Below are 12,680 nucleotides of genomic sequence, written 5' to 3' on the forward strand. Positions count from 1 at the left end.
CCGACGGCGCGTCAGGTCATGCTGCGCAGCTGCTCCGCCCGGCCGGAGCGCGAGGCGGCGTAATGGTCCTTGGCCAGCAGGGTGTAGACCGCCGGCAGGACGAACAGCGTGAACAGCGTGCCGATCAGCATGCCGGACACGATGACCAGACCGATGGAGAAGCGGCTGGCCGCACCGGCGCCCGCCGCGGTCAGCAGCGGCAGCAGGCCGACCACCATCGCCGCGGTGGTCATCAGGATCGGACGCAGGCGGACGCGGGCGGCATGCTCGATCGCGGTGCGGCGGTCGACCCCCTCGTTGAGCTGCATCTCGCGGGCGAACTCCACCAGCAGGATGCCGTGCTTGGAGATCAGGCCGATCAGCGTCACCAGACCGACCTGGGTGTAGATGTTCATGGTGGCGGCGCCGAAGAACAGCGGCAGCAGCGCCCCGCAGATCGACATCGGCACCGACACCAGGATCACCAGCGGGTCGCGCAGCGACTCGAACTGCGCCGCCAGCACCAGATAGATCACGATCAGCGCGAAGGCGAAGGTGACCATCAGCTGGCTGCCCTCCGTCACGAACTGCCGCGATTCCGACAGGTAGGCGTGGTTGAAGCCGGCCGGCAACTGGATGCGCGCCTGCTGCTCCAGGAAGTCGACGACCTGTCCCATGGAGACGCCCGGCATCGGCACGGCGGAGAAGGTGGCCGAGGGCAGCTGATTGTACTTGTTCAGCGCATTGGGCTCCACCGCCGTTTCCACCGACACCACGGTGGACAGTGGGATCTGGGCGCCCGATCCGGAGGTGACGTAGTAGTTGGTCAGCGACTCGGGCGTCAGACGCTCGGCCCGCGGCACCTGGGGAATGACCTCGTAGGAGCGGCCGTTCAGGTTGAAGCGGTTGACGTAGTTGCCGCCGACCAGCACCGCCAGCGTGTCGCCCACCGACTTCATCGACAGGCCGAGGTCGGCCGCCTTGGCGCGGTCGATCTTCAGCCGGACGACCGGGCTGTCATATTTCAGGTCGGTGTCGGTGACGATGAACATGCCGCTTTTGGTGGCGGCGTCCTTGATCCGCTCGATGGCGTCGAAAATGGTGCGGTAATCGCCGGGGCTGGAGATCACCATCTGTACCGGCAGGCCGCCGGTGGAGCCGGGCAGGGCCGGCGGCGACACCAGGAACACGTTGATGCCGGTCACCTTGCCCAGCTCGGCCTGGGCCAGCGGCTGGAGTTGCTTGGCCGACCGCGCTCGCTCGCCCCACGGCTTCAGGATCATGCCCGCGAAGCCCTGGTTCAGGGTCGGCACGCCGGTCAGGACGAAGCGCGTGTCGGTCTCCGGGAAGCTGGCGAAGGTGTCGTCGATCTGCTTCCCGAAACTGTCGATATAGTCGAGGTTGGCATACTGCGGCGCCTTGGAGATGCCGAACAGGATGCCCTGGTCCTCCTCCGGCGCCAGTTCCGCCATGGTGTTGGCGAACAGGTAGCCGACCGACAGCAGGATGCCGACGGCGAACAGCAGGGTCGCGGCACGATAGTCCAGCATGCCGTGCAGCCGCCGCTCGTACCATCCGGCCAGCCGCTCGAACTGGCGGTCGAGGAAGGCGGCGAAGCGGCCCGGCTTTCCCTCCTTCAGGATGATGGAGCACATCATCGGCGACAGCGTCAGCGCCACCACGCCCGATACGATCACCGATGCGGCGAGCGTGAAGGCGAATTCGCGGAACAGCGCGCCGGTCAGGCCGCCCAGCAGGCCGATGGGGGCGTAGACCGCCGCCAGGGTGATGGTCATCGAGATGACCGGTCCGATGATCTCGCGCGCGCCGATCAGCGAGGCGGCGACCGCCGATTTTCCATGCTCGATGTGCCGGTGGATGTTCTCCACCACCACGATGGCGTCGTCGACCACGAGGCCGATGGCGAGCACCATCGCCAGCAGCGTCAGCAGGTTCAGCGAGAAGCCCAAAGCCAGCATGAAGGTGGCGGCGCCGACGATGGACAGCGGGATGGTGACGATCGGGATCAGAACCGACCGGAAGGAGCCCAGGAACAGGAAAATGACGACGATGACGATGGCGACCGCCTCGACCAGCGTCTTCACCACCTCGTCGATGGATGCCTGGATGAAGCGGGTGCTGTCATAGACGATTTCCATCTTCATGCCGGGCGGCAGGTTGCGCCGCAGGTCCGGCTCCATCTTGCGGATGTCGGCGACGATGTTCAGCGGGTTGCCGGTGGGGGTGGCGTCGACGCCGATGAAGATCGCCTGCTGGCCGTTCATCGCCACGCTGGCATCGAAGCTCTTGGAGCTGAGTTCGACCGTGGCGATGTCGCGCATGCGCACCAGCGCCCCGTCCTTCGCCTTCACCACCATGTCGCGGAACTGGTCGACGTCGGTCAGGCCGGTGTTGGCGGTGACGTTGGAGACGACGAAGACGCCCTTCGCCTGACCGGGGGCCGACTGGTAGTTGTTGGCGGCGATGGCCGCCGACACGTCGGCCGGCGAGATGTTGCGCGCCGCCATCTTGGCAGGGTCGAGCCACAGCCGCATGGCGAAGGTCTGGCCGCCCAGGATCTTGGCCTGCGCCACACCCTCCACCGTTGACAGCACCGGCTGCACCACGCGGGTCAGATAGTCGGAGATCGCCGCACCCGACAGGTCGGGGCTGGAGAAGCCCATATAGAGGATCGAGGTCGTCTCGCCGGTCGATTTCAGGATGATCGGGTCGTTGGCCTCCTTCGGAAGCTGGTATTTGACCTGATTGACCTTCGCCATCACGTCGGTCATCGCGACGTTGGGGTCGAAGTTCAGCCTGACATAGGCGGTGACGACGCTCTGTCCCTGGGTGGAGGAGGAGGTGAGATAGTCGAGCCCCTCCGCCGTCGCCACCGCCTGTTCGATCGGCGTGGCGATGAAGCCCTGCATCAGCTCCGGCGAGGCGCCGGGATAGCTGGTGGTCACGGTGATGACCGTGTTCTGCAATTGCGGATACTGCCGGATCGGCAGTTCCAGCAGGGCGCGGGCGCCGACCAGCAGGAGCAGCAGGCTGACCACGAGCGACAGGACGGGCCGGCGGATGAAGATGTCGGTGAAACTGCCCATGGCGTCGGCCTCAGTTCTGCGGCAGGGTCTGCGGCGGGGTCAGCGGGTTGCCCTCCGCCGGGACCACGGCCGCACCGTTGGCGAGCTTAAGCTGGCCGGACACCACGACGCGGTCGCCGGGGTTAAGGCCGCTGCGGATTTCCACCCGGTTGGCGAGACGGTCGCCGACCTTCACCGCCTTGCGCTCCACCACCATCTGCTCCTTGCCGTCCTGCCCCTTGTGCTGGGTCGCGACGAAGACGGAGTCGCCGTAGACGGTGTAGTCGACCGCGGTTTCCGGAACGGTCAGCGTGTTGGGCTGCGGCGGCAGGACGACGCGGACATTGGCGAACATGCCCGGCCGCAGCTGGCGTTCGCGGTTGTCCATGGTCGCCTGGACCTTCACGGCGCGGGTGTCGGCGCTGACCTGCGGTTCGATGGTGGTGATCTTCGCCTCGAAATCGCGGCCGGGCAGGGCGTCGACGTTGATCAGCACGCCCTGGCCGACCGACAGCTTCGGCAGCGCCTGCTCCGGCAGGGTGAAGTTGATGTAGAGCTGCGACAGGTCGGTCAGCGTCACGATGGTGGCGCCGGGATTGACGTAGTCGCCGACATTGACCTGACGGATGCCGAGATCGCCGTCGAACGGCGCCTTGATCAGCTTCTGGCCGATCAGCGCGCTGGTGCGCTTCATGTTCGCGTTGATCTCGTCGAGCTGCGCCTGATACTGGTCGACGTTGCTCTGCGGCGTCGCCTGGCTGCGGCGCAAGTCGCGGTAGCGCTCCAGGTTCAGCTCCGCCAGCCGCGCCTGGGCCCGCTGGGCCAGCAGGTCGGCCTGTTCGGTGGCGTCGTTCAGCTGCACCAGCGGGTCGCCGGCCTTGACGCGGGTGCCCGATTCGAAGGGGATGCGGTCGACGCGGCCGGCAACCTCGGGGGCCACCGTCACCTGACGCGCCGCCTGGAGCGTGCCGATCGCCGACAGGTATTTCGGGATGGTCTGCACCGACGCCTCGGCCAGCGCCACCGGGGTGGGCGGCGGCTTGTTGTTGGCGAAGAAGTCGGCGATCGCCTTGGCGCGGAAAGTGTTGAAACCGTAAAGCGCCGCACCCAGCAGCCCCAGAATCACGAGCGTGATGATGATGCGCAGGGTCAGCCGTCCGCGCGTCACCGGCTTGCGGGGCGGCGGGGCGGCGGGCGGGGGAGGCGTCCCGTGGCCCGGCTCGGACGCCGGGTGGCCGAATGACGTCTCGGTCTTTGGCGATTGGTCCAGGGTCACGATCGGCTACTCCGGTCTCTCGGGTGTGGGTTCGTCATTGTCGGGTCCGCCATCTGAAGTCGGCTCAGGCGGCACCGGTGGTGGCGGTACGAAGGGAAAGCGCCCGCCGCGTTCATGCGCGGCGATGGTGGTGTCGCTCAGGCCGAGCCCTCGCAGGATGAACCAGATGGTCTGGCGCGCAAGGTCGGGACGGCCGCAAGGGTAGGGAACGATGGCTCCGCCGGACAGGCAGACGGTCGCCATCATCTCGCACAGATGCTCGGCAAGCCAGAATCCGTTTTCCGCATCGACCGGTCCCGCCACCAGATCGCCGGCGGCGGTCGCGGCCTCGATGGAGGAGGCGACGCAGGGCAGGAAGCGGTTGCGGATGCCCTCGAACACCTGCCGCATGAACTCGCCGTCCTCCAGCAGGCTGATGATCGACAGGCGATGGCGGGCACGTTCATTCTGATCGGTCGGCAGTTCGATCACGAAATAGTGCACCAGCCCCTGGATGATCTGCACCAGCGTGTCGGTGCCCGGCGGCAGTGCCACCAGCCGTTCATATTCCGGGTCGCCATCGATGCAGCTGAGGAAGATCGCTTCGTACAGCGAGGCTTTCGACGGGAAATGCTTGAAGATCAGCGCTTCCGACACGCCGGCGGCCTGGGCGATCTCCCGGGTGGTGGTCGCGGCGAAGCCCTTGCGTGCGAACAGCGGCAAGGCGGCGTCGAGGATCGCCCGCTTGCGGGCGTGGCTGTCGAGGCGGGGGGCCATCGGGGATGCTGGATCAGTCGCTTGTGATAAGTGAGTGCTTACTCACCTTGCTGGCGGAGGTATAGCTTGGGTGCGTCATTCTGTCCATGGGTTTGGCGGGGCCGGCGCGGGTCTCCTGTCCGGCCCCTGACAGGACGCGGAACCAGCCCGCCATCTTTCGTCATTTTTTGAAGCTGTTGGGATGGACGAGTGGTTTTCCGCACCCGCACACTCGCCTTACAGTCAAGCCATCGATCTCGACCGGAAGGAGCGTGCGCGCGATGGAGCCCATCCTGTGGGAATGGATCAACGCCCTGGCGCGGTGGCTGCACGTCATCACCGCCATCGCCTGGATCGGATCGTCCTTCTACTTCATCCATCTCGACGCCTCGCTGCGCAAGCGGACGGGGGCGCCGGCCGGGACGGCGGGCGACGCCTGGCAGATCCATGGCGGCGGCTTCTACCACATGACCAAATACATGGTCGCGCCGCAGCAGCTGCCGGAGGAGCTGACCTGGTTCAAGTGGGAATCCTACGCGACCTGGCTCAGCGGCTTCTTCCTGATGTGCGTGCTGTATTACCGCGGTGCCGACCTGTTCCTGATCGACCAGGACGTGCTGGCGCTCAGCCCCTGGCAGGCGGTGGCGATCAGCGCCGGCGCGCTGGTGGCGGGCTGGGTCGCCTATGACCTGATGTGCAAGTCGCCGCTGGGCCGCAACGACGGGACGCTCGCCATCGCCGGCTTCGTCATGCTGGTGGCGACCGCCTGGGGCATGACGAAGATCTTCAGCGGGCGGGGCGCCATGCTGCAGGTCGGTGCCCTGATGGCGACGATGATGGCCTGCAACGTCTTCATGCTGATCATCCCCAACCAGCGCAAGACCGTGGCCGCGCTGCTGCGTGGCGAGACGCCGGACCCGTCGCTGGGCAAGAAGGCGAAGCAGCGCTCGCTGCACAACAACTATCTGACCCTGCCGGTCGTCTTCCTGATGCTGTCCAACCATTATCCGCTGGTCAGCTCCACCCGCTACAACTGGGTGATGGTGGCTCTGGTTCTGGTGGTCGGTACGGCGATCCGCCATTTCTTCAACAGCCGCCATGCCGGCAAGCCGACGCCCTGGTGGACCTGGGGGGTGGCCGCCGCCGGCATGCTGGCCTGCATCTGGCTCAGCACTTTCGGTCCGGCCAATGCCGCCACGGCTCCGGTCAAGGTCGGCTTCAATCAGGTGGAGGAGATCGTCGCCACCCGGTGCAGCATGTGCCACGCCGCCCAGCCGGTGTGGGAGGGCATCGCCACCCCGCCGCGCGGCGTCGTGCTGGAGGGCGACGGCATCCGCCGCCATGCCGACCAGATCCGGCTGCAAGCCGGCTACAGCAGCGCCATGCCTCCCGCCAACATCACCGGAATCACCCCGCAGGAACGCGCGGTGTTGGCGGCGTGGTCCGGGGACATTAAGTAACCCTCCCTCACAGTGCTCCATCGAACCGGAACCCTATGCCCGACCAGACCGCCGCCTCTTCAGCCTTCGCCCCCGTTTCTGCCGCCATCCGTGGGCGCCTGCTCAGCTTCCGTCGCGCGCCCGCCGGGCCGGGGGATCTCGACTGCCTGACCTATCATGAGGATGGGCTGCTGCTGGTCGGGACCGACGGGCGGATACTGGAGGTCGGCGACTGGGCGACCCTGCGCGGCCGGCTGCCGGAAGGGGTGGCGGTCGACGACCACAGCGGCAGGCTGGTGCTGCCCGGCTTCATCGACACCCACATCCATTTCCCGCAGACCCAGGTCATCGCCTCCTACGGCGCCCAGCTGCTCGACTGGCTGGAGAAATACACCTTCATCGAGGAGCAGCGTTTCGCCAACCCGGCCCATGCCGCCGCCAACGCCGCCTTCTTCATGGACGAGCTGCTGCGCAACGGCACGACGACGGCGGTGGTCTATGGCTCGGTTCACCCGCAGTCGGTCGACGCCCTGTTCGCCGAGGCCGAGGCGCGCGGCGCCGGGTTGATCGCCGGCAAGGTGATGATGGACCGCCATGCCCCCGCCGCCCTGACCGACACGGCCGACAGCAGCTATCGCGACAGCAAGGCGCTGATCGGCCGCTGGCACGGGACGGGGCGGCAGCGCTACGCCGTGACGCCACGCTTCGCCATCACCTCGACCGAGGCGCAGCTGGAGGCGGCGGGCGCACTGCTGCGCGAGCATCCCGGCGTCCACATGCAGACCCACCTGTCGGAGAACACCGACGAGATCGCCGAGGTGCGCCGCCTGTTCCCCGGCGCCCGCGACTACACCGACGTCTATGACCGTTTCGGGCTGCTGGGGCCGACCTCGCTGTTCGGCCACTGCATCCATCTGTCGGAGGCGGAGATGGGCCGGCTGTCGGACAGCGGGTCGGTCGCCGTCTTCTGCCCGACCAGCAACCTGTTCATCGGCAGTGGCCTGTTCGACCTCGACGCCCTGTCGAAGCCGGAGCGGCCGGTGCGCACCGCCATCGCCACCGATGTCGGCGGCGGCACCAGCTATTCCATGCTGCGCACCGCGGCGGAGGCCTACAAGGTGTTGCAGCTGCGGCGCCAGAACCTGCCCGCGCTCGCAGCCTTGCATTGGATGACCCGCGGAAACGCCGAGGCGCTGGGCATGGCCGGCGAGATCGGCAGCCTGGAACCCGGCCGCTGGGCCGACCTCGTCGTGCTCGACCCCGCCGCCACCCCGGCTATGCGACATCGCATGAAGGCGGTGGACGGCGACCTGGAGGAAGAGCTGTTCATCCAGGTGACGCTGGGTGACGACCGCTCGGTGGCCGCCACCTATCTGCGCGGCCGCAATTCGCACCTGCGGCAAACAGGAGCTTGACCCAAACCCCTAGTCCCTGTAGGAGTTCCGCCGTCATTGGGGAGTAGCCACCCGCCGGCAGCGATCCGGTGGGGTTCGCGTCAACAGACTTGGATGGTTCCGGCCTCCGGCCGTTACCGCCATGGCGCGCACGGCGACCGGAGGGTCGACTCGGCGAGACCAGTGGATCGGGCATCTCCGCGGCCAGCCGGAGTCCGTCCGGTTCCACTGTGTTGTCTGGCCCGGGAATAGCCAATGATCGCCACGTCCCTCGCGCTTGCTTTCAGCCTTTCGATGGACAGCTTCGCCGCCGCACTCGGCCGCGGTGCCTGTTCGCGCCGTGCCGGTCTGCCGGAAGCGATGCGTGTCGGCGCCGCCTTCGGCGTCTGCCAGTTCGCCATGCCGCTGGTCGGTTGGGGCGTTGGCATCGCCTTCGCCAGCCTCGTGGAATCGGTCGATCACTGGATCGCCTTCGGCCTGCTGCTGGCCGTCGGCGGAGCCATGCTGCGCAACGCCATCATGGACGGAGACGATGAGGGCGAGGAGGATTGCGGCCCGATGCGCAGCGTGCGTGCCGAATGGCTGGCCCTGCTGACCACCGCCGTCGCCACCAGCATCGACGCCGCCGCCGTCGGCGCCGGTCTGGCGCTGGTCGATGTCGACATGGTGACGACCTCGGCGCTGATCGGCGTGGTGACCTTCGCGGTGGCCTTCGGCGGCGTGCTGATCGGACGTGCCGCCGGCGCGCATCTGGGGCGCTGGGCCGAGATGGCCGGCGGCGTGGTGCTGATCGGGCTGGGCGCGAAGATCCTGCTGGAGCACACGCTGGGGTAAGAGGGCGCCGAGGCTCCCGTCCTCACCCCGCCAGCGTCATCCCCATTTCCCAGAAATCCGCCTCCAGCCGGCAGGCCTGCCGGAAGATCGTGACCAAGCGGGGGAAACGCGCCTCCGTCATCCCGTCGACCGCCAGACGGTCCAAATTCTCCCGCGCCGCCCGCGCCACCTCCTGATAGGCGTCGCCGGCATATTCGGCGATCCAGACCCGGTAGGGATTGGAGTCGTCCAGTGCCCCCGGCAGCGCGGCCAGCCGGCGGCCGATCTCGGCATAGCCGATGACGCAGGGGCTGAGCGCGACATGCAGGTCCAGCAGGTCGCCGCGCAAGCCCGTCTCCAGCACATAGCGGGTGTAGGCCATCGTCGCCTTGGATTCCGCCGCCTGTTCCAGTTCGGCGGCGGACAGGCCCCAGCCGGCGCACAGGCCGACATGCAGGTCCATCTCCACGTCGAGGATCGCCTTCAGCCCGGCCAGCGAGGCCCGCATCTCGCGCAGGTCGCGGCCCTTGTAGATGGCGAGCGCATAGGCACGGGCGAAATGGATCAGGAACAGGTAATCCTGCACCAGATAATGCCGGAAACACTCCTGCGGCAGCGTCCCGTCGCCCATCCCGCGCACGAAGCCGTGGTCGACATAGGCCGACCAGTCCGGCCGCGCCCCGGCGACGAGCCGGTCGAACAGGTCGGGGGTGCTGGTGGCCAGGGGCATGGGCGCGGTCATGTCGGCTGTCTCCGATTTGGCTGACGAAGCGGGGCGCACACTCTACCCGCTATTCCCCCGTTTGCAGCAGCGCGCCGCGCACCCGCGCCTGATGGAAGGCGTGGAGGAACACGGCGATGCCGGCCGCCATGTAAAGCATGTTCAGCCCGACCGCCCAGGCGAGATGGTCCCAGCGCAGGGTGCCGTCGAACACCAGCGCCCGCATGCCCTCGAACACATGCGCCGAGGGAAGGGCGAGTGCCACCGGCTGGAGCCAGGCCGGCAGCACCGAGACCGGGTAATAGACCGCGCTGACCGGGGCCAGCATGAAGACGACGATCCAGGCCAGCCCCTCCGCCCCCATGCCATAGCGCAGGATCAGCGCCACGATCAGCAGCCCGAGCGACCAGCCCAGCACGATCAGGTTGGCGAAGAAGGCGGCGAGCGGCAGGCCCAGCGCGAAGACCGAATAGCCGAAGAAGGGAATCGCCAAGGCCGCCGCCGGCAGAACGCCGATCAGGGTGCGCAGCAGGCTCATCGTCATCAGCGCCGTCACCCATTCGCCGGGGCGCAAGGGGCTGACGAACAGATGGCCGAGGTTGCGTGACCACATCTCTTCCAAGAAGGAGATGGAGACGCCGAGCTGGCCGCGGAACAGCACGTCCCACAGCAGCACCGCGCTGACCAGCACGCCGGCCCCCTGCGCCACCCAGCCGCTGCCGCCGCCGCTGGTCGAGGCCATGAACTGGTTGATGTAGCCCCACAGGATCATCTGCATGGTCGGCCAATAGGCCAGCTCCAGGATGCGTGGCCAGGACCCGCGCAGCAGATACCAGTAGCGCAGCACCATGGCGCCGACCCGGCGCAGCGAGAAGCCGTTGCGCGGAATGGCGCGGGGGATCTGGGCGTCACTCGGCGGCATCGGCGGCCTCCCCGGTCGGGATGCGGTCGTCCGACGCGCGGGCGATGTCGAGGAACACCTCCTCCAGCGTCTGGCGGCCATAGCGAGCAAGCAAGGCCGACGGCGCGCCGCGGTCGACGATCCGCCCCTGGCGCATCACCAGCACGCCGTCGCACAGCCGCTCCACCTCCAGCATGTTGTGGGAGGCCAGCAGGATGGTGGCGCCGGTGCGCAGGCGGTACCGCTCAAGATATGTCCGGATCCAGTCGGCGGTGTCGGGGTCGAGCGACGCCGTCGGCTCGTCCAGCAGCAAAAGCTCGGGCTCGTTGAGCAAAGCTTTCGCAAGGGCAACGCGGGTTTTCTGCCCTGCCGACAGCCCGCCGGAGGGGCGATCCAGAAAACGCGACAGGTCAAGATGCTCCGCCAATTCTTGGACGCGCTTTTTGACGCATGTCAAACCGTAGAGGTGGGCATAGACGGTAAGGTTCTCCCGCACCGTCAGCCGATGGGGCAGCTCGACGTAGGGGGAGGAGAAGTTCATGCGCGGAAGCACGGCATGCCGATGGCGCGCCATGTCGACGCCCAGGATCTCCACCGTCCCGGCCGTCGGCAGCAACAGCCCGAGCAGCATCGAGATGGTCGTCGTCTTGCCCGCGCCGTTGCCGCCGAGAAGGCCGGTGACGCTGCCGCGCTGCACGGTGAAGGTGATCGCGTCGACCGCCGTAACGTCCCGGCCGTCCGGGGTCGGGAAGCGCTTGGTCAGCCCGTCGGCCCGGATGGCGGGGGCGATGGCGGGGACGATTGGCTGCTGCTGTGGGATGGGTCGCTCGGTCATGGGCACAGAATATGGCGGCAGCCGCCGCAACCGCCAGGGGCATGCGGCCCAGGGACAAGCATCGGGACAAGGATCATGGTGACGATGGCCAGCGCGCTGACCGTACCGGTCCCGCCCTCTCCGGCGCCGCTCCATTGGGCGCAACCGGACGGCCGCATCACGTTGCGCACGCTGATCCTGATCCGCTGGGTCGCCGTGCTGGGGCAGCTGGCCGCAGTGGCCTTCGTCAATCTGGGGCTCGGTTTCCCGCTGCCGCTCGGGCCGGTGATTGCCGCGATCAGCGCGTCGGCCCTGCTGAACGTGGTGGCGATGGCCCAGCGAGGCGGCCGGCTGCGGCTGGCCGATCGCGACGCGGCGCTGTATCTCAGCTACGACATGCTGCAGCTGACGCTGCTGCTCTATCTGACCGGTGGACTGAGCAACCCCTTCGCCATCCTGCTGCTGGCGCCGATGACCGTGGGGGCGGCCATCCTGTCGCGCTACAGCACGGTGCTGCTGACCGGGCTGAACCTGATCTGCCTGACCGCACTCGCCCTCTGGCACTTCCCGCTGCCGTGGGAGGAGCCGGTGCGTTCGATGGCGCCGCTCTACGCCTTCGGCGTCTGGCTGTCGCTGACGGTGTCGTCGGTCTTCATTGCCGGCTATGTCTTCCGCGTCGCTGCCGAGGCGCGGCGCTTCGCCGACGCGCTCGCCGCCTCGCAGGTGGCGCTCGCCCGCGAACAGCGGCTGGGGGCGCTGGGCGCGCTCGCCGCCGCCGCCGCGCACGAGCTGGGCTCGCCGCTCGGCACCATCGCCGTGGTGGCGAAGGAACTGGCGCGCGACCTGCCGCCCGACAGCCCCTATGGCGAGGATGTCGAGCTTCTGCAAAGCCAGGTGATGCGCTGCCGCGAGATTCTGGCCGATCTGGCGCGCAAGCCGGAGGCCGATGGCGGCGACCCGTTCGAGCGGCTGCCGCTGACCACGCTGATCGAGGCCGCCGCCGCCCCGCATCGCCTGGGCCACATCAACTTCGCCGTGGAGCCGCACCCGGTCGGCGAGGCGGAGGAGCCCTTCCTGCGCCGCAGCCCGGAAATCATCCACGGCATCGGCAACTTCATCCAGAACGCCCACCAGTTCGCCCGTCACAAGGTGACGGTCGCCGCCGCCTGGGACGGACGCGGCGTCACCATCACGGTGATGGACGACGGCCCGGGTTTCCCGCCGCATCTGCTGGGCCGCATCGGCGAGCCGTACCTGTCGGTGCGCGGCGAGCGCTCCGGCCCCAAGGGGCAGACGGGCGGCGGCCATATGGGGCTGGGCATCTTCATCGCGCAGACGCTGCTGGAAAAGACCGGCGCGACGGTGCGCTACAGCAACAATCCGCCGGACAGCAGCACTCCGCCCGCTGACCAGACCGCCGGCGGCCATCCCACCCAGGGCGGAACGGGCGCGCGGATTTCCGTGCGCTGGAAGACCATCAACGCCAAGAAATGAGGTTTCACGGTGGACACCCTCAAAACAA

10 protein-coding genes and 1 riboswitch are annotated in these 12,680 nt (G+C 67.9%); of the genes, 4 read left to right on the top strand and 6 right to left on the bottom strand.

Annotated features, from left to right (window positions below):
• Window positions 1-11 precede the first annotated feature (11 nt).
• From E6C72_RS26735 to E6C72_RS26745, 3 genes are read right to left on the bottom strand one after another with little or no spacing between them, the layout of a single operon-like run.
• Window positions 12-3,086 (bottom strand): multidrug efflux RND transporter permease subunit, encoded by a 3,075-nt coding sequence (locus tag E6C72_RS26735; protein ID WP_109084372.1) that lies wholly within the window; start codon window positions 3,084-3,086, stop codon window positions 12-14.
• 10 nt (window positions 3,087-3,096) lie between these two features.
• The gene (locus E6C72_RS26740) at window positions 3,097-4,341 is read right to left on the bottom strand and encodes an efflux RND transporter periplasmic adaptor subunit (RefSeq protein WP_247875500.1); all 1,245 of its coding nucleotides are present in this window, start codon (window positions 4,339-4,341) and stop codon (window positions 3,097-3,099) included.
• A gap of 6 nt (window positions 4,342-4,347) precedes the next feature.
• Window positions 4,348-5,097 carry a TetR/AcrR family transcriptional regulator gene (locus E6C72_RS26745; RefSeq protein ID WP_109084373.1) on the bottom strand — a complete coding sequence of 250 codons (750 nt, stop codon included), beginning with the start codon at window positions 5,095-5,097 and terminating at the stop codon, window positions 4,348-4,350.
• A gap of 260 nt (window positions 5,098-5,357) precedes the next feature.
• On the opposite strand from E6C72_RS26745, the gene E6C72_RS26750 reads away from it, so the two are divergent.
• From E6C72_RS26750 to E6C72_RS26760, 3 genes are all read left to right on the top strand, one after another.
• On the top strand, window positions 5,358-6,536 hold the full coding sequence (locus E6C72_RS26750; RefSeq protein WP_109084374.1) for a urate hydroxylase PuuD: 1,179 nt from the start codon (window positions 5,358-5,360) through the stop codon (window positions 6,534-6,536).
• A gap of 35 nt (window positions 6,537-6,571) precedes the next feature.
• Window positions 6,572-7,930, top strand: coding sequence for a guanine deaminase (gene guaD, locus E6C72_RS26755; RefSeq protein ID WP_109084375.1), 1,359 nt, complete (start codon window positions 6,572-6,574; stop codon window positions 7,928-7,930).
• 26 nt (window positions 7,931-7,956) lie between these two features.
• A riboswitch (yybP-ykoY riboswitch) is annotated at window positions 7,957-8,080 on the top strand.
• Between the two features lie 84 nt (window positions 8,081-8,164).
• The gene (locus E6C72_RS26760) at window positions 8,165-8,743 is read left to right on the top strand and encodes a manganese efflux pump MntP family protein (RefSeq protein ID WP_109084376.1); all 579 of its coding nucleotides are present in this window, start codon (window positions 8,165-8,167) and stop codon (window positions 8,741-8,743) included.
• A 22-nt stretch (window positions 8,744-8,765) separates the two neighbouring features.
• Here the strand turns inward: E6C72_RS26760 and tenA are convergent, their stop codons facing one another.
• The 3 genes from tenA to E6C72_RS26775 are packed head-to-tail and all read right to left on the bottom strand — an operon-like array spanning window position 8,766 to window position 11,179.
• Entirely contained in the window at window positions 8,766-9,464 is a 699-nt protein-coding gene (tenA, locus tag E6C72_RS26765; protein WP_199228682.1) for a thiaminase II, read from the bottom strand.
• Window positions 9,465-9,513: 49 nt separating this feature from the next.
• A complete protein-coding gene (locus tag E6C72_RS26770; protein ID WP_109084377.1) occupies window positions 9,514-10,365 on the bottom strand; it encodes an ABC transporter permease in 852 nt (283 codons plus the stop codon).
• Window positions 10,352-11,179 (bottom strand): ABC transporter ATP-binding protein, encoded by an 828-nt coding sequence (locus E6C72_RS26775; protein ID WP_109084378.1) that lies wholly within the window; start codon window positions 11,177-11,179, stop codon window positions 10,352-10,354. Before E6C72_RS26775 ends, E6C72_RS26770 begins: the two co-directional genes overlap by 14 nt.
• A 75-nt stretch (window positions 11,180-11,254) precedes the next feature.
• Here E6C72_RS26775 and E6C72_RS26780 point away from each other — a divergent pair, with 75 nt between their 5' ends.
• On the top strand, window positions 11,255-12,652 hold the full coding sequence (locus E6C72_RS26780; protein WP_109084379.1) for an ActS/PrrB/RegB family redox-sensitive histidine kinase: 1,398 nt from the start codon (window positions 11,255-11,257) through the stop codon (window positions 12,650-12,652).
• Window positions 12,653-12,680 lie beyond the last annotated feature (28 nt).

Source organism: Azospirillum sp. TSH100 (genome assembly GCF_004923295.1).
Lineage (GTDB): Bacteria > Pseudomonadota > Alphaproteobacteria > Azospirillales > Azospirillaceae > Azospirillum.

Excerpts from the sequence above, each read along its gene's own strand:
- E6C72_RS26750 (WP_109084374.1), top strand. The coding sequence starts at position 5,358 with ATGGAGCCCATCCTGTGGGAATGGATCAACGCCCTGGCGCGGTGGCTG.
- E6C72_RS26775 (WP_109084378.1), bottom strand. The coding sequence starts at position 11,179 with ATGACCGAGCGACCCATCCCACAGCAGCAGCCAATCGTCCCCGCCATC.
- guaD (WP_109084375.1), top strand. The coding sequence starts at position 6,572 with ATGCCCGACCAGACCGCCGCCTCTTCAGCCTTCGCCCCCGTTTCTGCC.
- E6C72_RS26770 (WP_109084377.1), bottom strand. The coding sequence starts at position 10,365 with ATGCCGCCGAGTGACGCCCAGATCCCCCGCGCCATTCCGCGCAACGGC.
- E6C72_RS26745 (WP_109084373.1), bottom strand. The coding sequence starts at position 5,097 with ATGGCCCCCCGCCTCGACAGCCACGCCCGCAAGCGGGCGATCCTCGAC.
- E6C72_RS26760 (WP_109084376.1), top strand. The coding sequence starts at position 8,165 with ATGATCGCCACGTCCCTCGCGCTTGCTTTCAGCCTTTCGATGGACAGC.
- E6C72_RS26780 (WP_109084379.1), top strand. The coding sequence starts at position 11,255 with ATGGTGACGATGGCCAGCGCGCTGACCGTACCGGTCCCGCCCTCTCCG.
- E6C72_RS26735 (WP_109084372.1), bottom strand. The coding sequence starts at position 3,086 with ATGGGCAGTTTCACCGACATCTTCATCCGCCGGCCCGTCCTGTCGCTC.
- tenA (WP_199228682.1), bottom strand. The coding sequence starts at position 9,464 with ATGACCGCGCCCATGCCCCTGGCCACCAGCACCCCCGACCTGTTCGAC.